Origin of the sequence: Halomonas lysinitropha, from assembly GCF_902500215.1 — a bacterium.
GTDB lineage: Bacteria > Pseudomonadota > Gammaproteobacteria > Pseudomonadales > Halomonadaceae > Halomonas > Halomonas lysinitropha.
In genome coordinates this window covers 22694-45529 of the sequence record NZ_CABVOU010000029.1, presented here as the reverse complement: position 1 = coordinate 45529, position 22836 = coordinate 22694, and the positions used below count along the sequence as shown (strand labels likewise).

General features: G+C 66.5%; 27 protein-coding genes. 4 read left to right on the top strand and 23 right to left on the bottom strand.

Annotation, left to right across the window (positions count from 1 at the left end):
• Positions 1–35: 35 nt before the first annotated feature.
• Genes apaG through HALO32_RS07605 form a run of 5 tightly spaced genes read right to left on the bottom strand, consistent with a single transcriptional unit; the run spans position 36 to position 5484 of the window.
• Positions 36–434 carry a Co2+/Mg2+ efflux protein ApaG gene (apaG, locus tag HALO32_RS07625; protein ID WP_151443198.1) on the bottom strand — a complete coding sequence of 133 codons (399 nt, stop codon included), beginning with the start codon at positions 432–434 and terminating at the stop codon, positions 36–38.
• Positions 431–1249 carry a 16S rRNA (adenine(1518)-N(6)/adenine(1519)-N(6))-dimethyltransferase RsmA gene (gene rsmA / locus HALO32_RS07620; protein WP_151443197.1) on the bottom strand — a complete coding sequence of 273 codons (819 nt, stop codon included), beginning with the start codon at positions 1247–1249 and terminating at the stop codon, positions 431–433. The genes apaG and rsmA overlap by 4 nt, the downstream gene beginning before the upstream one ends.
• Positions 1250–1271: 22 nt before the next feature.
• Positions 1272–2345 (bottom strand): 4-hydroxythreonine-4-phosphate dehydrogenase PdxA, encoded by a 1074-nt coding sequence (gene pdxA, locus HALO32_RS07615; RefSeq protein ID WP_151443196.1) that lies wholly within the window; start codon positions 2343–2345, stop codon positions 1272–1274.
• Entirely contained in the window at positions 2345–3004 is a 660-nt protein-coding gene (locus HALO32_RS07610) for a SurA N-terminal domain-containing protein (protein ID WP_151443195.1), read from the bottom strand. Before HALO32_RS07610 ends, pdxA begins: the two co-directional genes overlap by 1 nt.
• Positions 3005–3036: 32 nt before the next feature.
• Positions 3037–5484 (bottom strand): LPS-assembly protein LptD, encoded by a 2448-nt coding sequence (locus tag HALO32_RS07605; protein ID WP_151443194.1) that lies wholly within the window; start codon positions 5482–5484, stop codon positions 3037–3039.
• A 166-nt stretch (positions 5485–5650) separates the two neighbouring features.
• Between HALO32_RS07605 and HALO32_RS07600 the strand changes: the two genes are divergently transcribed.
• The 3 genes from HALO32_RS07600 to HALO32_RS07590 all read left to right on the top strand — a co-directional run bounded on the left by HALO32_RS07600 (position 5651) and on the right by HALO32_RS07590 (position 7817).
• Positions 5651–6676 carry an aminoglycoside phosphotransferase family protein gene (locus tag HALO32_RS07600; RefSeq protein WP_151443193.1) on the top strand — a complete coding sequence of 342 codons (1026 nt, stop codon included), beginning with the start codon at positions 5651–5653 and terminating at the stop codon, positions 6674–6676.
• Entirely contained in the window at positions 6673–7335 is a 663-nt protein-coding gene (gene murU / locus HALO32_RS07595) for an N-acetylmuramate alpha-1-phosphate uridylyltransferase MurU (RefSeq protein WP_151443192.1), read from the top strand. The genes HALO32_RS07600 and murU overlap by 4 nt, the downstream gene beginning before the upstream one ends.
• A gap of 62 nt (positions 7336–7397) precedes the next feature.
• Complete coding sequence (locus HALO32_RS07590) at positions 7398–7817, top strand: OsmC family protein (protein ID WP_151443191.1); 420 nt, start codon at positions 7398–7400, stop codon at positions 7815–7817.
• Positions 7818–7969: 152 nt separating this feature from the next.
• Here the strand turns inward: HALO32_RS07590 and coq7 are convergent, their stop codons facing one another.
• The 6 genes from coq7 to phaR all read right to left on the bottom strand — a co-directional run bounded on the left by coq7 (position 7970) and on the right by phaR (position 12203).
• A complete protein-coding gene (gene coq7, locus HALO32_RS07585) occupies positions 7970–8608 on the bottom strand; it encodes a 2-polyprenyl-3-methyl-6-methoxy-1,4-benzoquinone monooxygenase (RefSeq protein WP_151443190.1) in 639 nt (212 codons plus the stop codon).
• Between the two features lie 47 nt (positions 8609–8655).
• Positions 8656–8997, bottom strand: a complete 342-nt coding sequence (locus tag HALO32_RS07580; RefSeq protein ID WP_151443189.1) for a histidine triad nucleotide-binding protein — start codon at positions 8995–8997, stop codon at positions 8656–8658.
• A gap of 30 nt (positions 8998–9027) precedes the next feature.
• Entirely contained in the window at positions 9028–9900 is an 873-nt protein-coding gene (locus tag HALO32_RS07575) for a phosphoribulokinase (RefSeq protein WP_151443188.1), read from the bottom strand.
• On the bottom strand, positions 9900–10334 hold the full coding sequence (locus HALO32_RS07570; protein WP_151443187.1) for an acyl-CoA thioesterase: 435 nt from the start codon (positions 10332–10334) through the stop codon (positions 9900–9902). Before HALO32_RS07570 ends, HALO32_RS07575 begins: the two co-directional genes overlap by 1 nt.
• Before the next feature lie 38 nt (positions 10335–10372).
• A complete protein-coding gene (purD, locus tag HALO32_RS07565; protein WP_151443186.1) occupies positions 10373–11668 on the bottom strand; it encodes a phosphoribosylamine--glycine ligase in 1296 nt (431 codons plus the stop codon).
• A 70-nt stretch (positions 11669–11738) separates the two neighbouring features.
• Complete coding sequence (phaR, locus tag HALO32_RS07560; protein WP_151443185.1) at positions 11739–12203, bottom strand: polyhydroxyalkanoate synthesis repressor PhaR; 465 nt, start codon at positions 12201–12203, stop codon at positions 11739–11741.
• Between the two features lie 113 nt (positions 12204–12316).
• Between phaR and HALO32_RS07555 the strand changes: the two genes are divergently transcribed.
• Positions 12317–13030, top strand: a complete 714-nt coding sequence (locus HALO32_RS07555) for a 16S rRNA (uracil(1498)-N(3))-methyltransferase (protein WP_151443184.1) — start codon at positions 12317–12319, stop codon at positions 13028–13030.
• Positions 13031–13045: 15 nt separating this feature from the next.
• On the opposite strand, the gene rloA3 is transcribed toward HALO32_RS07555, so the two are convergent.
• From rloA3 to HALO32_RS07495, 12 genes are all read right to left on the bottom strand, one after another.
• Positions 13046–13597, bottom strand: coding sequence for a retropepsin-like aspartic peptidase RloA3 (gene rloA3, locus HALO32_RS07550; protein WP_151443183.1), 552 nt, complete (start codon positions 13595–13597; stop codon positions 13046–13048).
• A gap of 21 nt (positions 13598–13618) precedes the next feature.
• The gene (locus HALO32_RS07545; protein ID WP_151443182.1) at positions 13619–14887 is read right to left on the bottom strand and encodes a lytic murein transglycosylase; all 1269 of its coding nucleotides are present in this window, start codon (positions 14885–14887) and stop codon (positions 13619–13621) included.
• A gap of 70 nt (positions 14888–14957) precedes the next feature.
• The gene (locus HALO32_RS07540; RefSeq protein WP_151443236.1) at positions 14958–15410 is read right to left on the bottom strand and encodes a DUF3429 domain-containing protein; all 453 of its coding nucleotides are present in this window, start codon (positions 15408–15410) and stop codon (positions 14958–14960) included.
• Entirely contained in the window at positions 15410–16705 is a 1296-nt protein-coding gene (locus HALO32_RS07535) for a DASH family cryptochrome (protein ID WP_151443181.1), read from the bottom strand. Before HALO32_RS07535 ends, HALO32_RS07540 begins: the two co-directional genes overlap by 1 nt.
• Positions 16702–16854, bottom strand: a complete 153-nt coding sequence (locus HALO32_RS07530; RefSeq protein WP_151443180.1) for a DUF2256 domain-containing protein — start codon at positions 16852–16854, stop codon at positions 16702–16704. The genes HALO32_RS07535 and HALO32_RS07530 overlap by 4 nt, the downstream gene beginning before the upstream one ends.
• Before the next feature lie 164 nt (positions 16855–17018).
• Positions 17019–17423 carry a monovalent cation/H(+) antiporter subunit G gene (mnhG, locus tag HALO32_RS07525; RefSeq protein ID WP_151443179.1) on the bottom strand — a complete coding sequence of 135 codons (405 nt, stop codon included), beginning with the start codon at positions 17421–17423 and terminating at the stop codon, positions 17019–17021.
• Positions 17416–17685, bottom strand: a complete 270-nt coding sequence (locus tag HALO32_RS07520) for a monovalent cation/H+ antiporter complex subunit F (RefSeq protein ID WP_151443178.1) — start codon at positions 17683–17685, stop codon at positions 17416–17418. The genes mnhG and HALO32_RS07520 overlap by 8 nt, the downstream gene beginning before the upstream one ends.
• Positions 17686–17702: 17 nt before the next feature.
• On the bottom strand, positions 17703–18176 hold the full coding sequence (locus HALO32_RS07515) for a Na+/H+ antiporter subunit E (protein WP_151443177.1): 474 nt from the start codon (positions 18174–18176) through the stop codon (positions 17703–17705).
• Complete coding sequence (locus HALO32_RS07510) at positions 18173–19690, bottom strand: Na+/H+ antiporter subunit D (protein WP_151443176.1); 1518 nt, start codon at positions 19688–19690, stop codon at positions 18173–18175. The genes HALO32_RS07515 and HALO32_RS07510 overlap by 4 nt, the downstream gene beginning before the upstream one ends.
• On the bottom strand, positions 19687–20034 hold the full coding sequence (locus HALO32_RS07505; RefSeq protein WP_151443175.1) for a Na+/H+ antiporter subunit C: 348 nt from the start codon (positions 20032–20034) through the stop codon (positions 19687–19689). Before HALO32_RS07505 ends, HALO32_RS07510 begins: the two co-directional genes overlap by 4 nt.
• A gap of 9 nt (positions 20035–20043) precedes the next feature.
• A complete protein-coding gene (locus tag HALO32_RS07500) occupies positions 20044–20478 on the bottom strand; it encodes a Na+/H+ antiporter subunit B (RefSeq protein ID WP_151443174.1) in 435 nt (144 codons plus the stop codon).
• On the bottom strand, positions 20471–22801 hold the full coding sequence (locus tag HALO32_RS07495) for a putative monovalent cation/H+ antiporter subunit A (RefSeq protein ID WP_151443173.1): 2331 nt from the start codon (positions 22799–22801) through the stop codon (positions 20471–20473). The genes HALO32_RS07500 and HALO32_RS07495 overlap by 8 nt, the downstream gene beginning before the upstream one ends.
• Between the last annotated feature and the right edge of the window lie 35 nt (positions 22802–22836).

Here is a 22836-nt window from a genome sequence, read left to right as displayed (position 1 = left end):
AGAGAGGGTCGGTTGGCTAGGGTCGACGGTGTGGATCAGTGCACCTGGTTGGGTCCGGCCAGCCGGAAGGGGGCGACGGCCACCTCGAAGGGACGCTGGCTGGCGGTATCGACGCAGGTATAGGCGCCCTCCATCACTCCTACCGGCCCGTCGAGGATCGCCCGACTGGTGTAGCGGAAGGTCTGGCCGGGGCCGATCATCGGTTGCTGGCCCACCACGCCCTTGCCACGCACCTCCTGCACCTTGCCGCTGCCCTGGGTGATCTTCCAGTAACGGGCAAGCAACTGCACGCTGTGCCGGGAGGTGTTGTGCACCGTGACGGTATAGCTGAAGACGAAGCGCTGTTCGTCAGGCGCGGACTCTTCGGTGCGGAAATCCGGCGCCACGTCGACGTGGATCGCATGGTCGAGCGCTTCCGGGGTGGTCAAGGTCATGAGGCCTCTCCTCGCTCGGCCGCGGCCAGGTGGTTTGCGATACGCACGAACTCCTCGATGCTAAGTGTCTGGGGACGACGTCCGGGATCGATGCCCAATGATTCGAGGGTCGCGGCGTCAATCCGGCCCTTGAGATTGTTGCGCAGGGTCTTGCGCCGCTGGCCGAAGGCCTCGCGCACCAGAGAGAAGAGCAGCCCCTCGTCACTGGCCGGATGCGGCAAGGCCTGGTGGGGCGTCAGCCGCACGATGGCCGACTCCACCTTGGGGCGCGGCACGAAGGCTTCCGGCGGCACCGTGAACAGGGCATCGACCCGGCAGTGGTACTGGGCCATCACCGAGAGCCGCCCCCAGTCGGGGCCACCCGGGACGGCCGCCAGGCGCTCGACCACTTCCTTTTGCAGCATGAAGTGCATGTCGGCCACGGCATCACCGGCTTCCAGCAGGTGAACGATCAGCGGCGTGGAGATATTGTAGGGCAGGTTGCCCACCACCCGCAGCGCCGCACCCTCGCCTCTCAGGGCCCGGAAGTCCACCTTCAGGGCGTCGCCCTCGTGGATGACGAAGCCGGGCTTGTCGAAGAACTGCACGCGCAGGCCGGGGATCAGGTCACGGTCGAGCTCGATCACCTCGAGGTGGCCGTCGGCGGCGTCGATCAAGGGTTCGGTCAAGGCCCCCTGGCCGGGGCCGATCTCCACCAGTCGCTCGCCGGGGCGCGGCCCGATGGCCCGCACGATGCGCGAGATGACGCCGGGATCGCGCAGGAAGTTCTGGCCGAAGCGCTTGCGAGCCTGGTGAACCGGTGGGCGGGATGCCATTCAGGAGTGTCCTTCTGATTTTTCAGAGTTCTTGAGTCGAAATTGCAACTCGTGCGGGGCCGCGCTGCGCCATCTCGGCGGCCAGGGCCACGGCGACTCGCAGGCTGCCGAGATCGGCGCGCCCCGTACCGGCCAGGTCGAGGGCCGTGCCATGGTCCACCGAGGTGCGCACCAGCGGCAGCCCCAGGGTGATATTGGCGGCGCGGCCGAAGCCGGCATATTTCAGCACCGGCAGCCCCTGGTCATGATACATGGCCAGCACCGCATCGGCGCCCTCGAGGTGGCGCGGCGTGAACAGGGTATCGGCGGGCAGGGGGCCGTCAAGGGCCAGCCCCTCGGCCCGCAGCTCCTCCAGGGCCGGAATGATGACGTCCAGCTCCTCGCGTCCCAGGTGACCACCCTCTCCGGCGTGGGGGTTGAGGCCGCAGACGGCAATGCGCGGAGCCGTCACGCCAAACCAGCGCTGCAGGTCGGCGTGGAGGATGCGCAGCAAGCGCTGGAGCCGGGGGGCGGTGATGGCGTCCGCCACCTCGCGCAGCGGCAGGTGAGTGGTGGCCAACGCCACCCTCAGGGCGGCCTCCCCCTGCCAGCCCGCGTCCCGGGCGTGCAGGGCGCTGTCGGTGGCGAGCATCATCACCACCTCCTCCACCCCGCAAGCATCCCGAAGATATTCGGTGTGGCCGCTGAAGCCGGCATGGCCGGCATCGAGGATCACGCCCTTGTGCAGCGGGGCCGTGACCATGCCGGCGGCACGGCCGGAGCGGCAGGCGTCGATGGCCACGTCCAGGGTCTCGAGTACATGGTCGGCATTGGCAGTGTCGAGCACCCCGGGGTACGAGGGGGCCCGCAGCGCCACGGACCAGACCGGCAACACCCCGCGGCACGGTGCCGGCGGAGACTCGCCGGAGGCGAGCCGCCGGATTTCCACCCGGCATCCAAGCGAGGCGGCCCGTTCGGCCAGCAGGGCCGGGTCACCCACCGCTACGATTCGGGCGGGAGGCGTCCCGTCGGCCACCAGCATCACCGCAAGTTCCGGCCCGATGCCCGCCGGCTCGCCACAGGTCAGGGCCAGCACCGGGGCGTCATCCAGTGCCATCAGCCCTCCGCGAGACGGTTGTCGACGAATGCCCGGCTGCGGATCTCCTGAATCCACTCCTCCATTTCGGCGTTGACCTTGCGCTGGAACAAGGCCTGGCGCGCCTGCTCCCGGGTGGCATCCTCCTGCTCCACGAAACGATCCACCTCTCGCTCGGAAATGTTGACGCGGCTGGCGACCTGACGCTGCTGGAGCTGGCGCATCATCATTTCGCGGCGAACCTGGTCACGGACCACGGAGAGTGAGAGGCCATCGGCCTCGAGGGCGTCGGCGAACTGGTCCAGCGTCATGCCATTGTTCTCGGCGATGGCGCGCACCTGGCCGTTGAGTTCAGTGTCGTCGACGCTCAAGTTGGCATCATGGGCCAGTTGCAGCTGGATCTCCTCGACGATCATGCGATCCAGTACCTGCTCGCGCAGGACCCTGTCGCTGGGGACGTCCTGCTGCTGACGAGCGATCTGACTGCGCGCCTGGGCAACACGATCTTCGAGCTCGCTGTGCATGATGGCATCATCATTGACCACTGCCACGATACGATCCAGCGTCTGGCGACTTGCGGTCTGGGAATCCGTGAGGCCGGCTTCCTGTGCCTGCCCCGCCAGGGGCAGGGCGGTCAGGCACAAGGCCAACGCCAGGGTGGCGAAATGTCGACTGCGCATGTCTCTCTTTCCTCTCGTCATTGTCGAATGCCTCAGAACCGACCGAGGGCAGTGGCCCGATATCCCGGGATCGCCTCCTCGAAGTAGCTGTCGGCCTCACCGCCGACACCACCCAGCCCCTTGAACACGAAGCGCAGGAAGACCCCCCGGTCGGTGAGGTCATCCTCGATGGTGTTGGCGGTATCGTTGTCGTCGATCCACTCGCGCCAGACCAGCTGCAGACCATAGCAACAGTCATTCCACTGAACACCTGCCAGCTGCTCCAGGGCCCGGTCGTTGGTGTTGTCGTAGAGCAGCCGCCCGATCAGATCCAGGCGGCGGCTGGCCTTCCAGGCGAACGAGAGGTCGTACTCCCCGAGGTTGTAGTTGACCACGTCCTCGTCTTCCTGGGCGGGGTCGAAGCCTTCGAGTTGCCAGCGGTAGCCGAAGTTCAGTACATGGCCGGCATCGGCACGATACTGCACGGCAAGCGACGTGCTCTCGGTCTGCTCGAGATGATCGTCGTAGAGCCACTGCCAGCGCGAGCGCCAGTGGTCGGTGAGCTGCCAGTCAACCCGGGTGACCAGCGGCGAGCGATCACGGGTCGCCCGATAGTAGCTATTGAAATTCGCATAGTCATCGCGCTCGGACTTGTCGGGATCGCCCTCCATATCGATGGTGCGATCTTCCAGGTAGTAGGCTTGCCCTACTCCGAACGAGAGCCGCTCGCGACCGGTCGCATCGGCCAGCAACCGAGACTCGAGCCCCAGGGAGACGCGATTGAGGTCCCCCACGCGGTCGCTCCCGGAGAAGCGGTAGGGCGACCAGAGCTGATTCCAGGAAAAGGCCTGTTCCGAGGTATCGAAGTCCGGGAAGTCGCTCTGGTCGCGCGCCGGCACAAAGGCATAGTTGATGCGCGGCTCCAGGGTCTGGCGATAGCCGCGGCCGCCGAGATCGAGCTCACGCTCGAACACCAGGCCACCATCGAGTGTGCCGACCGGCACGCTGCGTGTCAGGCTCTCGTCGCGCTCGGTCTCGCGTTCGCCGTAGTCGAGCTGGTAGGCGGTGGCGAGCCACTCGACGCGGGGCTCCAGATGGCCCCAGCTCTCATCGAAGCGCCAGCCCGCGGCCGGCGACAGATGCAGCCGGGCTCCGTTGGCCGCCTCACGAAGGGGCACCCGCGTCTCATCCACGTCCCGCCAGAAATGGGTGAGATTGGAGCGCCACTGTTGGTAGAAGCCACTGTCCTGGGACCAACGGGCATTGGCGGCCAGGCTGGGCAATCGGTAGAAGGGCTTGTCGCGCTCGAGCAGCGGGTCATCGAGCTTCTGGTAACCCTGGGCCCTGGCCTGCAACTGCCAGACATCACCCCGGTGGTCGAGCTGGGCAAGGCGCGGCATGCTGGCGGTGCTGTCCTCGCCGAAGCCGCGGCCGAAGTCGTCGAAATAGCGTCCGTCACTGGCCGCTCCGTAGCGCAGACGGTAGCGGGTGCGCGCGTCGAAACGGCCCGCATGACGATAATCGAGGTACCAGCGGGCATCACCGCTCTCCAGGGTGGAGGTGCTGGAGGCCTCCTCTCCCGCGGCCTGGTCATCGACGATATAGGCCCCCTCGATCTGCCCCGCGTCCTGCTCGAACAGGTAGCGGTACTCGCCGCCCAGCAGCAGGCCGCGGTCGCTGATCCAGCGCGGTGTGAGAGTGGCGTCATGGTTCGCAGCGATGTTCCAGTAGAAGGGCTGGGCATAGTCCAGCGAGTCGCTGGAGAGGCCGATCGTCGGCCACAGGAAACCCGTCTGTCGGCGTTCGTCCAGGGGGAAGCGCACCCAGGGCCAATACAGCACCGGCACCTTGCCCATCTCCAGCCGAGCATGGGTCGCGGTACCGACACCGCGCTCGCGATCGAGCAGGATGTCACTGCCCACCAGACGCCAGACGTCACTGCCCGGCTCGCAAGTGGTGAAGCTCGCCTCGGTGAGGCGATATCTGCCATCCTCGAGGCGGGCCAGGCGCACCGCATCGCCGCGCAGGCGTTGTTCATGGGCCACGTAATGGGCCATGTCGATGCTGGCGGCATCGCTGGTCAGCGACAGCTCGGCGGCGTCACCGCGCACCAGCAGGCCGCTGTCGCGCAGTGCCAGGGGGCCTTCGGCATAGGCGGTCTCGCGGCTGCCAGGCACGCGCACCCGCGGCGCCTCGAGCTGGGCATCGCCGCGGCGCAGCAGGACCTCGCCCCCCAGGGTCGTCTCCCCGTCTTTCCCGTAGTCGGCAAGGTCAGACTCGCTGGCGACCTTCTGGCCGGGAGGGGGCGGCAGCCGGTAATCCGGCATCACGTAGCGGCCGCGACACAGCTCGCCAGCTGGACGCGCATCGCCCCAGGGCTGCCAGTCCAGCTTGTCGGCCGGCAGCGGTTCGGGTGGCGCCGCCGCCAGGGGCCCGCTTGCCAGGCCGGTACAGGCCAGGCCTGCCAGGGCAGTCCATGTCCACGAGAGTCGCTTGCCCATGCTCCACGATGTCCTTGGCGGGATGAATCGGTATTATACAGGCCGCATCCGGCCTGTCCTGCCGGCATCGGTCCGGCCATCGCCGACGCCGTCGGGAACTCAGCATGCGGGGCCTCCCGGGGGCCGTCAACCGCACCCGCCTTTTCACGCAAGGAGCCAGACGACGATGCCAGAGGCCACCGACCCCACGCGACCCGAACGACTGCGCCAGTGGGCTGCCCGCCGCCACGCGCTGCCGGCATCCGCCATCGGGGTGCGACTCGTGGCCGGCGATGCCAGCTTCCGGCGCTACTTCCGCCTGCAGCTGCCCGACGGCACCACCCGCATGCTGATGGACGCCCCGCCCGACCGGGAGGACAGCCGACCCTTCGTGGCCATTGCCGAGCATTGGCGTTCGGCCGGCCTGCCGGTACCCGCCCTGCATGGCGTGGACCTGGCGGAGGGCTTCATCGAGCTCGACGACCTCGGCGATACCCCGCTTCAGGCGTGCTTCCAGGGCGACGACGCGCCCGCCACCCTGGCCTGGCACGAACGCGCCCTCGAACTGCTGCACGCGCTGCAGAATCGCGCCCCCGTCGAGGAGCTGCCCGCCTATGATGCCGCCCTGCTGGGCCGCGAGCTGGACCTCTTCCCCGACTGGTGCCTGGGAGAGTGGCTGGGCATGACCGCCCCTCCTGGCTGGGCGGCACTGCGCGAGACCCTGATCACCGAGGCCCTGGCCCAGCCGGTGGTCGCGGTGCATCGCGACTTCGACGCCATGAACCTGATGGTGCGTGGCGATACCCTGCACCTGATCGACTTCCAGGACGCCGTAGCCGGCCCGCTCAACTACGACCTGATCTCGCTGCTGCGCGGCCGCTACTGCCGCTTCCCCCCGGCTCGCTTCGCCGCCTGGGTGGAGGACTTCCGGGTGCGCGCCATCGCCGACGGCCGGCTCCCCGCCGATGTCGACCCCGCTACCTTCCATCGCCGAGCACAGGCCATGGCCGCCCAGCGAGCGTTCAAGGTGCTGGGTATCTTCTGTCGGCTGACCCTTCGCGACGCCCGGGAGGGCTACCTCGAGCGGCTGCCGCACTTCCTCGGCCATCTGGAGGATAGCCTCGCCGACCTGCCGGGCCACGCGGACCTGAAGACGTGGCTTTCCGATACCTTCCGACCGGCGCTGGCGGCGCGGCTGGAGGCCGGCGCATGAGGGCGATGATCCTGGCCGCGGGACTCGGCACCCGCATGCGCCCACTCACCGACCACTGCCCCAAGCCGCTGCTCGAGGTGTGCGGCAAGCCGCTGATCGTCCATCATCTGGAGCGCCTGCGCGCGGGCGGCATCCGCGAGGTGGTGATCAACGTCAGCTACCACGCGGAGCAGATCGTCGCGGCGCTGGGGGACGGCGCTGCCTTCGGGATGCGCATCGCCTGGAGCCGGGAGGCTACGCCACTGGAGACCGGTGGCGGCATCCGCCAGGCCCTGCCCCTGCTCGGCGAAGCCCCCTTCCTGCTGGTCAACGGCGACGTCTGGTGCGACCTGGACCCTGCCGACCTGCCCGCCCTGGGCGACGACCTGGCCCGGCTGGTGCTGGTGGACAACCCCGGTCACCATCCGCAGGGCGACTTCCACCTGGACGCCGAAGGCCGGGTGCACGCCGAGGGCGAGCCACGGCTCACCTTCGCCGGCATCAGCCTGCTTGATCCGGCGCTGGTGGCGGACGAGCCCCCCGGCGCCTTCACCCTGGCGCCGCTGCTCAGGCGCGCCATGGCCGAGGGGCGCGTCGGCGGCCACCACCACCGCGGCGCCTGGATCGATGTGGGCACGCCCGAGCGGCTGGCCGACCTCGATCGTCGCCTTCGAAGCTGAGCGTAAAAGCCGCAGCTGCTATGCTGCCTGGCCTGCGAATTCAACTGAAGGAAGCCGATCCCATGAAAGCCAGCGTGAAATGGACCGATGGTCGTCAATTCGTTGCCGAGAGCGGAAGCGGCCACAGCGTGGTCATCGACGGCCCGCCCGACCACGGCGGCCGCAACACCGGCCCGCGCCCCATGGAGATGCTGCTGATGGGCATGGGCGCCTGCACCTCCTTCGATGTCCTCAATATCCTCGACAAGGCTCGCGCCGACGTCACCGACTGCGTGGCGAGCCTCGAGGCCGAGCGCGCCGACGAGGTTCCCAGTGTCTTCACCAGGATCCACGTGCACTTCACCGTCAGCGGCAAGGGGCTGAAGGAGAAGCAGGTGGCGCGAGCCGTGGAGCTCTCGGCCGAGAAGTACTGCAGCGCTTCCATCATGCTGGTCAAGGGCGGGGTCGAGATGACCCACTCCTTCACCATCGTCGAGGAGTAGCGCCGGAAGACGACGTCAACCGCAAGCGGCGCTGGGGACAGGTCGTAGAGGGGGTCCTATGCCAGGGATGGCATCGGTAGCGCCCAGGGATGGATTCACAGCGCCCCCTCGTAGGCCTGTCGCCAGATCAGCCGCGGATTTCACCGGATCGCTCAGAGACGATAGACGCTGGTGGTCATCACCTTCGACATCAGCTTCATGCCCAGCTTGACCGGGGCGGGGAAGCGGGCGCCACCGGCCTCCAGTGCCAGCTGGGCATGATGGGCCTCGTCGATGGCCATCTGGCGCAGCACTGCCCGGGAGCGCTGGTCGACCGGCGGCAGCTTGACCAGGTGATCTTCCAGGTGGTGGCCAACCTGCTCCTCGGTGGCAGCCACGAAGCCCAGACTGATCCGGTCACCCACGGCGCCGGCTGCGGCACCAAGGCCGAAGGAGGCCGCATAGAACAGCGGGTTGAGCAGGCTGGGCCGGTCATGCAGCTCCTGCAGCCGCGAGTCGCACCAGGCCAGGTGGTCGATCTCCTCCTGAGCGGCCTGTTCCATCTGGCCGCGCACCGCCGGCAGCCTGGAGGTGAGCCCCTGGCCCTGATAGAGGGCCTGGGCACAGACCTCTCCGGTGTGGTTGATGCGCATCAGCCCGGCGGCGTGTCGGCGCTCCTCGTCGCTCATCGGTGCCTCATGGAGATCCTCGGTGGCTGGCGAAGGGCGCGAGGGAGCCGCCGCGTGGGGCACCAGGGTCCTCAACACGGTATCGAACTGATGGATCAGATTGTCGGTGCGGGAAAGGGTCATGGCATATCTCTCGAGAATGCACTTGATGCGTTGTACGCCCGATCGCGCTAGCCAGCCGGCCAGGTGAAACGACGACCGCCCATCAGGTGCATATGAATGTGGAAGACGGTCTGGCCACCCTGGTCGTTGCAGTTCATTACCACCCGGTAGCCCTCCTCGGCAAAGCCCTTCTCCTCCGCCAGCTTCGCCGCGGTGAACTGCAGTCGGCCGACCAGCGCCAGATCGCCCTCCTCGATGTCGTTGAGGGTGGCGATATGCTGCTTGGGCACGATCAGCATATGGGTGGGGGCCTGGGGATTGATGTCGTTGAAGGCCAGCACGTCATCATCCTCATAGACGATGTCGGCGGGAATCTCGCGCTCGATGATCTTGCAGAACAGGCAATCCATGGGAGTCACTCCTTTCGGTCGGGTCTCGGGTCAGCGAAAGCGCCGCTGGGCGAGCAGGTGACGGACCAGCGGCCCCAGGATCAGTTCCATGGCCAGGGACAACCGCGATCCCGGCACCACCAGGGTGTGCGGCCGGCTCATGAAGGAATCCTGGATCATCGCCAGCAAGTAGGGGAAGTCCACCGTGGCCGGGTCGCGAAAGCGGATCACCACGAAGGACTCGGCGTCGATGGGGATGTCCTGCACCTCGAAGGGGTTCGAGGTATCCACCGTGGGCACCCGCTGGAAATTGATATGCGTGCGCGAGAACTGCGGCTGAATATAGTGCACGTAGTCATTCATGCGCCCCAGGATGGTATCGATCACCGCTTCCTGAGAGTAGCCGCGGTGACGCATGTCGCGATCGATCTTCTGGATCCACTCCAGGTTCATGGTCGGTGCCACACCCACCAGCAGGTCCACATGGCGGGCGATGTCGAGCTCGGCAGTGACCAGCCCCCCGTGCAGGCCCTCGTAGAACAGCAGGTCCGTACCAAAGGGCAGCGGCTGCCACTCGGTGAAGGTCCCCACCTGGTAACCGGCCTCGATCATCTGCTTGTCTTCGGCATGGATATAGTGGCGGTAGGAACCGTTGCCGTGTTCACCGTACTCCTGGAACAGCACCTCGAGCCGATCGAGCAGGTTGGCCTCCACGGCGAAATGGGAGAGCTCATCCTTGCGCTCGGGCTCGTCGAGGGAGATCCGCGCCAGTTCCTGTCGGGTGTAGCGGTGGAAGGCATCGCCGTCGACGAAGGCGGCGTGCACGGCCTCCCGGGCAAACATCCGCTCGAAGGTACGCCTCACCGTGGTGGTACCGGCGCCGGAGGAGCCGGTCAGGGCGATGATCGGATACTCCCGGGACATCAGTTCGCTCCTGCCAGGGCATCCCGCACACCGGCGGGGACCACTACCGGGCGGCCGCTTTGCGGATCGACCAGCATCAAGTTGATTCGCGCCGTGGCTACTGTCGCACCATCAGCCTCGCGCAGGATGCGATGGTAGACGCCGATCGCCTTGCGCCCCGGCTCGGGAATGGCCGTTTCCACCACCAGGGCATCGGGCCAGCGCGTCTCGGCCTGGTACTGCACGGCGAGATCTGCTGCCACGCAGGGGTAGCCGCCGAGGTCCCACTCGTGAAGGTCCCGCGAGGCGAGTGCCGCCACGCGGGCCTCGTGGAGCAGCGACACCAGCGCATCGTGGCCCAGGTGGCGACCGTAGTTCATGTCGGTGATGCGCACCGTCAGCGGGTGACGATGCACCACATCATCCGCGGGAAAGCTCAGTCTGACACGCTCCATCCTCGCTCCTGCTCTTGTTGTGTCGGGACCGCACGCCGTCAGGCGTCCGCGCGTTCCCGAGCGATGGCACGGTGGGCAATGTCGCGGCGGAAGAGCGCGTCGGGCCAGGAGATCTCGGCCACCCCCCGGTAGGCCAGGTCGCGGGCCGCCCCGACGCCGTCGCCCAGGGCGGTGACGCACAGCACCCGCCCCCCGGCGGTAACCACTCGGCCCTGCGCGTCCTCGGCGGTGCCGGCATGGAAGACCTTGCAGCCGGTGGCCTCGGCCGCCTCGACCCCCTCGATGGGGTCATGCTTGCGATAGCTGCCCGGGTAGCCTCCGGCGGCCAGCACCACGCCCACCGCGGCACGCGGGTCCCAGTCGCAGGCATGGCCGGCTAGTTCACCGCGGGCCCCGGCCAGACACAGCTGGGCGAAGTCGGCGCGCAGGCGCAGCATGATCGGCTGGGTTTCGGGGTCGCCGAAGCGGCAATTGTACTCGATCACCTTCGGGTTGCCGTCGGTGTCGATCATCAGGCCGGCATAAAGGAAGCCGGTGTAGGCATGTCCCTCCTCGGCCATGCCGCGTACCGTGGGCCGGATGACCCGTGCCATGATACGCTCGAAGACCTCATCGGTGACCACCGGCGCCGGGGAATAGGCGCCCATGCCACCGGTGTTGGGACCAGTATCGCCGTCGCCGACCCGCTTATGGTCCTGGCTGGTGGCCATGGGCAGGATCGTCTCGCCGTCGACCATGACGATGAAGCTCGCCTCCTCACCCTCGAGAAACTCCTCGATCACCACCCGGGCACCGGCATCACCGAAGGCGTTGGCCTCGAGCATGTCGCGGATCGCTGTCTCGGCCTCGTCCAGGGTCATGGCGACGATGACCCCCTTGCCGGCGGCCAGTCCATCGGCCTTGATCACGATGGGCGCCCCCTTCCCCTCTAGATACTCGAGGGCAGGCGGTACCGCGGTAAAGGTGCGATAATCGGCGGTGGGAATGGCATGGCGTGCCAGGAAATCCTTGGAAAACGCCTTGGAGCCCTCGAGCTGGGCCGCGCCGGCGGTCGGCCCGAAGATCGTCAGGCCCGCCTCGCGGAAGCGGTCGACCACACCCTCGACCAGCGGCGCCTCGGGGCCGACGATGGTCAGCGCCACGCCCTGCTCCCGAGCGAAGGCCACCAGGCCTGCCAGATCGGAAATGCCGATGTCGACATTCTCGAGGCCCGGCTCCCGGGACGTCCCGGCATTGCCGGGGGCCACGAAAACGGTCGACACCTGGGGAGACTGGGCGACCTTCCAGGCCAGGGCATGTTCGCGGCCACCGCCGCCGATGATCAGTACCTTCATCCGCTGTACTACCTCACAACCGTGCCAGAAACGTCGCGGCATTATGTCAGAAACTCGCCCGGGGCGCCGCTCAGGGCTTACCGCTGCCCTTGTCGTCCTCGTCCGAGGAATCGGCCTGGTTGATGGTCTTCTGCCAGAACTTCATGTTCTCCTCGGCCAGTTCGCGCATGAACTCCAGGGGCGTGTGCCGTATGGCCTGCTGCCACTGGTCCTGCACCCGCTGCTGCTGTTCGAGCATCAGCTTGGTGCCCTGCTCCAGGTAGCGCGACAGAGGCAGTGGCTGAGTCATGTCATAGACGCGGATGAACTGGGCGAGCAGGTCGTTGGAGAACACCTGTGCATCGCCGTCGGCCTGTTCCTGCTCGATGATGATCGACAACAGGATGGTGCGGGTCAGGTCCTCGCCGCTCTTGGCATCCTCCACGCGGAAGGGCACCTCGTCGAGGATCAGGCCACGTAGATCCTCGAGGGTCACGTAGCGGCTCTGTTCGGTATCATAGAGCCTGCGGTTGGCATACTTGCGAATCACGCGCACGGCGCTGCTCCTTGTTATACGAAGGGGCGGCTGCCCCTGTACGGCCATTGTGCACCGCGACACCATCCATGCAAGGCATAGCCACCATTCAGTCTCTAACGCGGCGAGGCCCCGTGAACCTGATCCTGCTTTCTCCCGATGATATCGAGAACGACCGCCTGGCCCGGGTCCGGGACCCGCGGCGCCTTGCCCACCTGCGCGAGGTGCACGGGGCACATCCCGGCGACAGCCTGACGCTGGGCATCGAAGGGGGACACCTGGGGCGCGGGGCACTCCTGGCTTTGAGCGACGACGAGGCACTCTTCGACGTCGCGGCCCTGGATCAGCTGCCACCGCCGGCACTGCCGGTGCATCTGGTGCTCGCCCTGCCCCGCCCGCGGATGCTGGCACGCAGCCTGGAGCACGTCACCGCGCTTGGTGTGAAACATATCACCCTGCTCAACACCCGCCGCGTGGAGAAGAGCTACTGGCAGTCACCGGAGCTCGGCGCGGAGAAGATCCACCGGCATCTGGTGCTTGGCCTGGAACAGGCCCGCGACACCCGACTGCCGACGGTGACGCTGGCCAAGGGCTTTCGCCCCTTCGTCGAGGATCGACTGCCGGAACTGCTGGCGGAGCGCCGGGGCCTGGTGGCCCACCCGGGCATGCCGAACGACTGCCCCCGCGGCCTCGACGAGCCCGCACTGCTGCTGGTGGGGCCTGAGGGCGGCTTCATCCCGTGGGAGGTCGACCAGCTGCTGGCGGCAGGCTGCGAGGGTATCCACCTGGGCCCACGCATCCTGCGGGTAGAGACGGCGGTGACGGCCCTGCTTGCCCGGCTCTTCTGAGCGCGGAGCGGGACGCTAGCTCCCCTCGTCAGGATCGTGCGGAACGAAGGGAGAGTCGACGCCGCAGTCCGGCTCACTGAGGAACGTCTCGCGCACATCGAGCAAACCCAGATGGCCGATGGAACGGCGTCCAAGCAGCAGCGGGTAATTCATCTCCTCCCGATCACGCAGCCCGAACTGCTCCTCATAGACGATATCCCCGAGACACACCTTCATGAGCACCACCGGACGCTCGTCCCGACCGCCGGCCCCACGCACCCGGAGGTCGCGGTAGAGCGGCAGCGTCAAGCGTTCGGTAAAGGTCTCGCCGCTCGCCTCGTCCTCGAGCCTGAGGCGAAAGCGGACCCACTCCTCGCCCTGCTGGTCGAAAACCTCGATATCGCGAGCGTCTAGTGATGACGTCAAGGCCCCGCTGTCGAGCTTGGCCTTCACCGCGACCCCCCAGGGTTCCAGCGTCGCCTTCTCCACCCAGCCAAAGACCTTTTGCGCGTCACCGGCGAAGGCCGGAAACGCGATACTCGACAACAGGGCGGCCAACAAGGGCAGACGGTAACGAGTCAGGGTCATGAGATCCTCCGGACCGGCCAATCAGCGCTTCAGGCGCTCGAGCAGGCTAACGGTGGCAAAGCCATCCGGCGTGGTGCCGATAGCAGCCTGGAATTCACGCAGGCCTCGCCGGGTGTTGGGGCCCATGATCCCGTCCGGCTCGCCTACATCGAAACCCCGCTGGTTGAGCAGGCGCTGCATCTCACGCACCTGGCTTCGGCTCAGCGGCTGCTCCCCCCGGGGCCAACCCTGCACGATGCCCTCGCGGCCAGCGATCTCGTCGGCCAGCGTGCCGACCGCCAGCGCGTAGCTGGTGGCGTTGTTGTAACGCAGAATGGCGCGGAAGTTGGGGCCCACCAGAAAGGCCGGGCCGTGCGCGCCGCCGGGCGCGATCACCGAGGCCGACGCAAACTCGGGCAGTGGCGTTCCGTCCAGCCGACGCACGCCGCGCTCGGCCCAGTCGCGGCTGGGGCGACGCGTGGAAAGCTCGGTCTCGGCGTAGTCGAAGTCGTCGGGAAGTCGGACCTCCACGCCCCAGGTCTGCCCTGACTGCCAGCCAGCCCGGTCGAGATAGTTGGCGGTGGAGGCCATCACATCCGGGATACTGCCCCAGATGTCACGCCGACCGTCACCGTCGCCATCCACGGCATAGGCCTCGAAGCTCGAGGGAATGAACTGGGTGTGCCCCATGGCACCGGCCCAGGAGCCCTCCATGCGCTCGGGGGAGATATCGCCTGCATCCAGGATACGCAGCGCCGCGAGCAATTCGCCGCGGGCGAAGTCGCGGCGACGACCGTCGTAGGCCAGGGTGGCCAGGGCTTCGAGGGTCGAGAAGTTGCCGAAGTTGCCGCCGTAGTTGCTCTCGATGCCCCAGATGGCAACGATCACTTCGGCCGGGACCCCGTAGCGCCGCTCCATTTCCCGAGCCGTGTCACGGTACTCTTCCAGGCGCTCGCGACCGGTGGTTACCCGGCTCGCCGAGACGGCGCTGTCGAGGTACTGCCAGATCGGTCGCACGAACTCGGGCTGGGAACCGTCGAGTTCGATCACCCGCGGACGATAGCGCAGGCCATCGAGGGCTCGTGCCAGCGTTGTCTCGCGAATGCCCTCCGCTCGCGCCTCACGACGGAAGCCGGCCAGCCAGCTCGCGAAATCCGCCGGGGCGGCCGGTTCGTTGGCCCCTGTCTCGGCCATGGCATCGTTCACCTCGCCAGCTTCGGCTTCCTCGGCCACGCTGGCCTCACTGAGGGGCGAGGCCTGACAGCCGGCCAGCAGGGCCAGCAGCAGAGGAGTGGTCAGCATCCGTTTCATCGTCGCTCCTGCGGGACGTTTCCATTATCCGAACGATCATCGCCCAGAACCGGCCGCCAGGCCAGCCCGCTCAACCTCCCCAGAGCCGCCAGATCAACAGCGCGTGGCTGGCCAGCACGATCAGCGTGAGGTGCAGACGCAAGGACTGGTACCAATCCGGCAGCTCCGCTCTGCCATGCAGGGAGAGTTCATGGAAACGCACCAGCACGAAGCCGATGGCCAGCACCCAGGCTCCGGTGAGCGGATGAAGCAGTAATGCCGGCCAGGCGATCAGGCTCGGCACCATACTCAGCAACAGACGGATGCGAAAGCCAGTGCTGCCCACTGTCTCCAGCGACATGGCCACGCCCCACTGGATACCGCCGAGGAACGACAGAATCACTGCGCTGTAGTAGAGAAAGGCTTCAATGGCGAACATCTGCCATGCGATGGGCGCCAGCCACGCCACCGACACACTCACCAGAAAGGGCAGCAGGCCGGCCAGGCCGAGCCACAGTGCCAGGGATGGAATCGTGGCACGCATCACGGCCCCTCTCCATGGGCAGCGACGGCAGGCGCCCAGAGCGCCGCATAGTTGCCGTCGGGATCGTAGCGCCCGGCCTGATCGTGGACATCCAGGGCACGCGGCCGGGCGTCGCGCCCCACCCCGGCCAGGTAGCGCCAGTTGCCCCAGTTGCTGGCCACGTCGTAATCGATCAGGCAGTGCTCGAACCAGGCCGCGCCTAGACGCCAGTCCCCCGACAAGTGACGCACCAGGAAGCTCGCCGCGTTCTGGCGCGCCCGATTCGAGAGCCAACCGGTAGCGGAAAGCTCGCGCATGGCGGCATCCACGAAGGGAACCCCGGTACGGCCATCGCACCAGGCGCGAAAGTCCTCGTCAGGCGCCGGTAGTTCTCGCCCACCGAACAGAGAGGCACCTTCCTGCCGCGCCGCCCAGTGGAAATAGTCACGCCACAGCAGTTCGAAAATCACCCAGTAGCTCGACTCGTTGGCCCCGTGCCTGGCCTCCCAGGCACGCACCTCATCATGGACCTGGCGCGCCGACAGGCAGCCGTGAGCCAGCCAGGGCGAGAGCCGAGTGGAGAAATCGGCGCCGGCAAGGCCATTGCGGGTCTGCTTGTAGTCCGCCACGGCGCCGCTCTCCCACAGATAATGCTCGAGTCGCGCCCGAGCCGACGCCTCACCCCCGGCAAAGGCAAAGCCAGCGCGCGCATCCGGTGCCCAGGCGGCCGCGCGGTCACAGACCTTGCCCAGGGACGGGAAGCCTCGCGGTGCGTTGGCCGGCCAGCCGGGCAGGGTCACCGGCGCGGGAGCCGCCACAGGGATCGTCCAGCGACGCTCCACCTTGCGCCGAAACGCCGAGAAACTGGCGGGAATATCCTCCACCTCCATGGGCAGGGAGGTTTCGTCAAGCAGCGTACCGCCGTCATGACACGTCAGGGTCACCTGTTTGCCCAACCGCTCGGCCAGCCGCACGCTGGCCTGCCGCTCCTCCCAGCCCGCATCGGCGCGCACCCGCACTTCGTCGATATCGTGGGTCTCGGCCAGCTCGGCAACCGCCTCGGCAGGAGTGCCGATGCGCACCAGCAGGTCACTGCCACGCTTGAGCAGTTCGCCGCGCAGGGCGATCAGGCTCTCCCAGAGGAAGCGCAGTCGGGCCGACCCTATACGAGAGGCCTCTAGCCCGGGCAGAGGATCGAGCCAGGCATCATCCAGAACGAAGACGCACAGCAACGACTCGGGTGACGTGGAAAAGTGGAACAGGGGATTGTCGGCCAGACGCAGATCACTGCGCAGCCACACCAGCATACGGCTCATAGCGATCTCTCCTGGCGTTTCCCCTGGCGGCGGCAGCGCTCGCTACAGTGGCGAACCTCCTCCCAGCATCGCGCCCACTTCCGTCGCCAGGCAAAGGAGCGGGCGCAGTGCGCGCAGACCTTTTGGGGGAGATGCGGCTTGCGGTGCATGGAGAGCAACCTCAAAAGTGAACAGGGAAGAAATAATGGTACAGTATTTGTACAACTAAGTGTCGCCTGCCGCTATCCACGGTTTCGCCAACGAAACAGGAGGTGCTCAATAAAACGGGCCGCCCGAAGGCGGCCCCGCAATGACAGACCCTGATTGTCCCGACTCAGGAGTCGTCCGTCCCCCCGGGCTCGCGGCGGGCGTTGCGCTCGGTCTCCCTGCCGCTCTTGAGTTCATGGGTCAAGGGGTCGTAGTTGGGCTTGAGTTCATCCTTGAGCGTCCCCTCCCACAGCCGGGAGCCGACGAAATAGCCTGCCCGACCGATCACATGGGCCGCCACCGGTGCGGTCATCATGATGAAGAGGATCACGCCAAAGGCCCGCGCCACCACTGCCACCTGAGCGAAGTGCAGCGCTACCGCCAGCATGATCAGGGTAGCCCCCAGGGTCGCGGCCTTGGTGGTGGCGTGCATGCGGGTCAGCAGGTCGGGCAGGCGAACCACGCCGAGGGCCGCCAGGAACATGAAGATCGACCCGGCCAGTATCAGGCCGCCCTTGAGGAACTCAATCATCCCGTGGCCCTCCACGCTCCAGGAAGCGGGCGAAGCCGATCGCCGCCATGAACGCCATCAGCGCCATGACGATGGCCACATCCAGCAGGCTCGGCACGTCAGTGGCAATGGCGACCACCCCGATGATGCCGACCAGGATCGACGAGAAGAGCTCCAGTGCCACCACTCGATCCGGCAGGCTGGGACCACGAAACAGACGCACGAAGGCCAGGCACAGGGCCAGGCTCATCACCGCCAGGCTCAGCAGGATCACGTTAGACACGTGGCCATCTCCTTTGATCAGTGAAACAGTTCCAGTGCCCGGCGCTCCAGCTCCGCCAGGCTGCGCCTTAACTCCGGTTCGTCATCCAGAAACATGGCATGGATGTAAAGCACGCGGCGATCATCGGAGACATCCAGGCTAAGGGTCCCCGGAGTCAGCGAGATCAGATTGGCGACGAAGGCGATCTCGAACTCGGTGCCGGCCTTGAGGGGCATGGCGATCACTCCCGGCTTCATGTACCAGGGCGGGGTCACGATGTCGTAGGAGACCTTGAGGTTGGCCATCACCAGTTCCTTGAGGAAGAAGCCGACAAAGCGGATGAACCGCGGCAAGCGCTGGGCATGCCCGGCCAGCGCCGGTATCTGAGGCTGGATCAGCGCCAGCACCAGGTAGCCGAAGAGCAACCCGGCCAGCAGGTTGCGGCCGCTGAAGTCGCCGGTGAGCACGATCCAGGCGAAGCCCAGCAGCAGATTCCAGGCGGCACCGATCATGGTCTCACCTCCCCCGCTTCGCCGAGCACAGCCTCGATGTAGCGTTCGGGCGCCAGCAGCTGGCCGGCCGAGGCCTCGGCCAGGGCATAGATGGGTTCGGCATTGAGGCCGATGAACAGGGTGCACAGCGCCAGACCGACCACCGGCGCCGACATCAGCCACATCTCGCGCGGATTCACCTCAGGATAGGGGTCGACGTCGCCCTCAGGCGGCGCCGACTTCCAGAATACCTCGGCCCAGATCTTGATCATCGAGTAGAGGGTGAGCAGCCCCACCAGCAGGGCGATGAAGGTTACCCCGTAGGCCTCGGCCTCGATGCCGGCACGGATCACGATGAACTTGGCGAAGAAGCCCGACAGCGGCGGCATGCCGGCCAGCGACAGCGCCGGGATCAGGAACAGCACGGCCAGCCAGGGATGAGTGCGATAGAAGCCACCCAGCGACTTGAGCTGGTAGGTGCCGCGCAGCCGGTGGACGATGCCGCTGACCAGGAAGAGATTCGTCTTCACGATGATGTGGTGCATGATGTAGAAGACCCCGCCGATGATCGCCAGGGGGGTGAACAGCGCCAGCCCCAGGATCATGTAGCCGATCTGACTGACGATATGGAACGACAGGATGCGCCGGAACTCGAACTGTGCCGCCGCCCCCAGCACCCCGGAGAGCATGGTGAATCCCGCTCCCCACAGCAGAATTTCGTGGGTATAGCCCGGGCTCTGGTTGAAGATCAGCGTGAACACGCGGAACAGCGCATAGACTCCGACCTTGGTCAGCAGACCGGCGAACAGTGCCGAAACGGCCACGGGCGGGGTGTGATAGGAAGCCGGCAGCCAGAAGAACAGCGGGAAGGCTGCCGCCTTGATGCCGAAGGCGACCATGAACATCATCGCCAGGACATCGACCATGCCGTTGTCCTCCAGGGTCGCCAGGCGACGCGCGATGTCGGCCATGTTGAGCGTGCCCACCATGCCATAGAGCAGCCCCACCGCGACCAGGAAGATCACCGAGGAGACCAGGTTGAGGGTGACGTACTTGATCGCCCCCTCCATCTGCGCCTTCTCGCTGCCCAGGATCAGCAGCGCGAAGGAAGCCACCAGCATCACCTCGAACCAGACGTAGAGATTGAAGATATCGCCGGTGAGAAAGGCCCCGGCGACACCGGCCAGCAGCAGGTGCATCAGCGGGAAGTAGCCGTAGGCCTCATGACCACGCCCCACCGTGGCCAGAGAGAAGAGCGCCACGGCAAAGCCGATGATACCGGTCAGCACCACCATGATCGCCCCCAGCAGGTCGGCCACCAGGCTGATGCCGAAGGGTGCCGGCCAGCCACCCATGTGCATCACCAGGATGCCGTCGCGGTTGACCGTGGTCAGCAGCCACAGGCTGGTCAGCAACAGGCCGGCAGTACCGGCGACGGCAATGAACCGCTGCATGCTCCGGGAACGCCAGAACACCAGCGACACGGCCCCCGCCAGCAGCGGAATGAGGATGGGCAGCGCGATCTGGGGATTCACGTGTCGGTATCCTTCATCTTGTCCAGGTCATCGGCACGCACAATCTCCCAGGCACGACGTACCAGCACCACGGCGAACGACAGGACACCGAAGGCGATGACGATGGCGGTGAGCACCAGCGCCTGGGGCAGGGGATCGGCCACCGCGCCTTCGGGCGCCGTCAGGCCCTGGGGGACAAGGGGCGGTGCGCCGCGCACCATGCCCGCCGTAGCAAAGATCAGCAGGTTGGCGGCATTCGAGAGCAGCATCAGCCCGATCACCAGCTTGACGATGGAGCGGCGCAACATCATATAGATGGCAGCGGCAAACAGAATGCCGATCGTGATGGCCATCAAGGGTTCCATGGAGCCTCCTCAGCGTTCGTCGTCTTCCTGATCGGTCTTGACCAGGGCGGTGATCGCCGTGAGCACCGAGCCCACCACCACCAGGTAGACACCCACATCGAAGATCAGCGGCGTCGAAGCCTTGAAGTCGATGATCGGGACGGTCCACCACTGGGCCGTGAAGAAGGGCTCGCCGACCCACCAGGCCGGCAGTGTCGATAGCACCCCGAGCAGCAGTCCCATGGCGATCAGGTCGCGGGGCGACACCTTGAGCATCTCGTTGAGCGCGCGACGCCCGCAGGCAAACAGGTAAAGGGCAAAGGCCCCCGCCGCCACCAGGCCGGCGATGAAGCCGCCGCCTGGCTCGTCGTGCCCCCGAAGCAACAGGAAAAGCGAGAAGAGCAGTTGCAATGGAAGCAGCAGTCGCGCCGCGGCATTGAGAATCAGGGTCCCTGATCTAACCATCATCGCTCTCCGAGGGCGGAGCATGGCGCCTGGCATCATAGGCCTCGGCGTGGAAACGCAACATGGCATAGACCCCGATGGCGGCCAGCGCCAGGACGAACATCTCGCCCAGGGTATCCAGCGCCCGGAAGTCGACCAGAATGACGTTGACGATATTATGGCCGTGACCCAACGGCTGACTGTTCGCCACCATGTAGTCCGAGATCCGCGGCAGCCGCTCGCCGGAGAGCACCGAGAGCATCAGCAGCGTGATCAGGCCGCCGGTGAGGCTGGCCACACCGAGGTCACGCAGCCGCTCGACGGGTGTGGACAAGGTGGCGAAGCGCGGCAGCCGGAACAGCACCAGCACCAGCAGGATCACCGTCAGAGTCTCCACCAGCAGCTGGGTGATCGCTAGGTCCGGGGCACTGAACAGCACGAAGGTCAGGGCGATGGAGAAGCCCATGACCCCCAGCGCCGCCACCGCTGCCAGGCGCGAGCGCATGACACAGGCCGCCACGGCACCGGCGACCATCAGGCCAGCGACCACGGCCTCGTGGAGATAGAACGAAAGGGCGAAATCGAGCTCGAGGGTATGTCGGAAGAAGAGTGCATGACCGACCAGGCCCAACAGCACCAGCAGGGTCATGACCAGATAGTTGCGGATATGGCCGTTCTGCAGCATGCGGGTCTGCCACTCGGCCACGATCACCAGGCCGGCCATCAGCGCCTCATAGCCGGCCTCGGGGCCGCGGGCCATCAAGGGTTCGAGGCGGGCCAGTCTTGCCCGCAGGCGGTCCCAGTGACGATAGGCGAACAGGCCCAGCAGCAGGCTCGCCAGGGACAGTAGCAGAGGCAGGTTGATCCCGTGCCAGAGCGCCAGGTGCACCGCGGCCCCGTGCGCGCCGATACCCGAGACAGTAGCCGACACCAGAGAGTCCAGCAGGCCCGGTGCCAGGCCGAACAACAACGACAGCAGGGCCAGCAGGGCGGGCCCCACGAGCATCGCAGGCGGCGCTTCATGGGGCGCCCTGGGGGTCTCGCGCGGGGCACCGAAGAAGGGGCGCAGGGCGACAATGGCCGCCACGGCCAGGGTCAGGAAAGCCGCCGTGAAGGCAAGCAGCAGGATCAGGGGTCGCCAGGCATCGGCCGCGAGCACCGACTCGAGCATCAGCTCCTTACCCACGAAACCGAGCAGGGGCGGCAACCCGGCGAGCGACAGGGCGGCGAGCCCGGCCACAGCGGCGGTGAGCGGCATAACCCGACGCAGCCCCCCCATGGCGGTGACATCCTTGGTACCGGTCTCGTGATCGAGAATGCCGGCTACCATGAACAGTGACCCCTTGTAGAGCGAGTGGCCCAGCAGAAAGACCACAAAGGCGACAAGTGCCCCCTCGGATCCAATACCGAGCAGCATGGTCAGGGTGCCCAGTGCCATCACCGTCGAATAGGCCAGCAGTTTCTTGACGTTGGTATGCTGAATCGCCAGGAAGGCGCCAGTGGCCATGGTCAACGCGCCCACCAGGGAGAGGGTGATCACCCAGCCATCGGTGCCTCCCAGGGCAGGGTGCAGCCGAGCGAGAAGGTAAACCCCGGCCTTGACCATGGTCGCCGAATGCAGGTAGGCCGAGACCGGCGTGGGAGCCGCCATGGCGTTGGGGAGCCAGAAATGGAAGGGGAACTGGGCCGACTTGGTGAAGGCGCCTATCAGGATACAGACCAGTAGAGGCGTGTAGAGCGAATGCTCGCGCAGCAGGTCGCCGCGGCCGGTGAGCTCAGCGAGCGACCAGCTCTCACCGGCTACTGCCAGCATGGCGAAGCCGGCGAGCAGCGCCAGACCGCCCCCCGCAGTGACGAGCAGCCCCTGAAGGGCCGCCTTGCGCGCGGCAAGATCGCTGTGATTGAAGCCAATCAGCAGGTAGGAGGTGACGCTGGTGAGCTCCCAGAACACGAAGAGCGTGACCAGGTTGTCGGCCAGCACCAGGCCGAGCATCGACATCATGAAGGCGGTGATCACCACCAGAAAGCGCGGCAGGTCGCGATGGCCGCGCAGATACTCACCCGAGTAGATCAGCACCAGGGTGCCAATCACCGTGATCAGCATGGCGAACAGCCAGGCAAGACCGTCGATCAGGAAGGTCAGGGTAATATCGAGCCCGGGCACCCAGGCCCACTCCAGCAGCAGGACATCGCCGGAGGCGATCGCCGACCACTGGCCAATCAGCCAGGCTACCAGGGAGGCGGGCAGCAGGGCCATCACCAGCGGCGTTCGGGCCCCGAACCAATGATGCAGCAGCGGGGCCATCCCCGCGACCACGAATCCTCCCAACACGGCAAGTTGCATCGTGCCCCCTCCCCTGTCGTGGCGGGGTCCGCAGC

Coding starts and splice junctions, on each gene's coding strand:
- apaG (WP_151443198.1), bottom strand. CDS start 434: ATGACCTTGACCACCCCGGAAGCGCTCGACCATGCGATCCACGTCGAC.
- rsmA (WP_151443197.1), bottom strand. CDS start 1,249: ATGGCATCCCGCCCACCGGTTCACCAGGCTCGCAAGCGCTTCGGCCAG.
- pdxA (WP_151443196.1), bottom strand. CDS start 2,345: ATGGCACTGGATGACGCCCCGGTGCTGGCCCTGACCTGTGGCGAGCCG.
- HALO32_RS07610 (WP_151443195.1), bottom strand. CDS start 3,004: ATGCGCAGTCGACATTTCGCCACCCTGGCGTTGGCCTTGTGCCTGACC.
- HALO32_RS07605 (WP_151443194.1), bottom strand. CDS start 5,484: ATGGGCAAGCGACTCTCGTGGACATGGACTGCCCTGGCAGGCCTGGCC.
- HALO32_RS07600 (WP_151443193.1), top strand. CDS start 5,651: ATGCCAGAGGCCACCGACCCCACGCGACCCGAACGACTGCGCCAGTGG.
- murU (WP_151443192.1), top strand. CDS start 6,673: ATGAGGGCGATGATCCTGGCCGCGGGACTCGGCACCCGCATGCGCCCA.
- HALO32_RS07590 (WP_151443191.1), top strand. CDS start 7,398: ATGAAAGCCAGCGTGAAATGGACCGATGGTCGTCAATTCGTTGCCGAG.
- coq7 (WP_151443190.1), bottom strand. CDS start 8,608: ATGACCCTTTCCCGCACCGACAATCTGATCCATCAGTTCGATACCGTG.
- HALO32_RS07580 (WP_151443189.1), bottom strand. CDS start 8,997: ATGGATTGCCTGTTCTGCAAGATCATCGAGCGCGAGATTCCCGCCGAC.
- HALO32_RS07575 (WP_151443188.1), bottom strand. CDS start 9,900: ATGTCCCGGGAGTATCCGATCATCGCCCTGACCGGCTCCTCCGGCGCC.
- HALO32_RS07570 (WP_151443187.1), bottom strand. CDS start 10,334: ATGGAGCGTGTCAGACTGAGCTTTCCCGCGGATGATGTGGTGCATCGT.
- purD (WP_151443186.1), bottom strand. CDS start 11,668: ATGAAGGTACTGATCATCGGCGGCGGTGGCCGCGAACATGCCCTGGCC.
- rloA3 (WP_151443183.1), bottom strand. CDS start 13,597: ATGACCCTGACTCGTTACCGTCTGCCCTTGTTGGCCGCCCTGTTGTCG.
- HALO32_RS07545 (WP_151443182.1), bottom strand. CDS start 14,887: ATGAAACGGATGCTGACCACTCCTCTGCTGCTGGCCCTGCTGGCCGGC.
- HALO32_RS07540 (WP_151443236.1), bottom strand. CDS start 15,410: ATGCGTGCCACGATTCCATCCCTGGCACTGTGGCTCGGCCTGGCCGGC.
- HALO32_RS07535 (WP_151443181.1), bottom strand. CDS start 16,705: ATGAGCCGTATGCTGGTGTGGCTGCGCAGTGATCTGCGTCTGGCCGAC.
- HALO32_RS07530 (WP_151443180.1), bottom strand. CDS start 16,854: ATGCACCGCAAGCCGCATCTCCCCCAAAAGGTCTGCGCGCACTGCGCC.
- mnhG (WP_151443179.1), bottom strand. CDS start 17,423: ATGATTGAGTTCCTCAAGGGCGGCCTGATACTGGCCGGGTCGATCTTC.
- HALO32_RS07515 (WP_151443177.1), bottom strand. CDS start 18,176: ATGATCGGTGCCGCCTGGAATCTGCTGCTGGGCTTCGCCTGGATCGTG.
- HALO32_RS07505 (WP_151443175.1), bottom strand. CDS start 20,034: ATGGAACCCTTGATGGCCATCACGATCGGCATTCTGTTTGCCGCTGCC.
- HALO32_RS07500 (WP_151443174.1), bottom strand. CDS start 20,478: ATGGTTAGATCAGGGACCCTGATTCTCAATGCCGCGGCGCGACTGCTG.
- HALO32_RS07495 (WP_151443173.1), bottom strand. CDS start 22,801: ATGCAACTTGCCGTGTTGGGAGGATTCGTGGTCGCGGGGATGGCCCCG.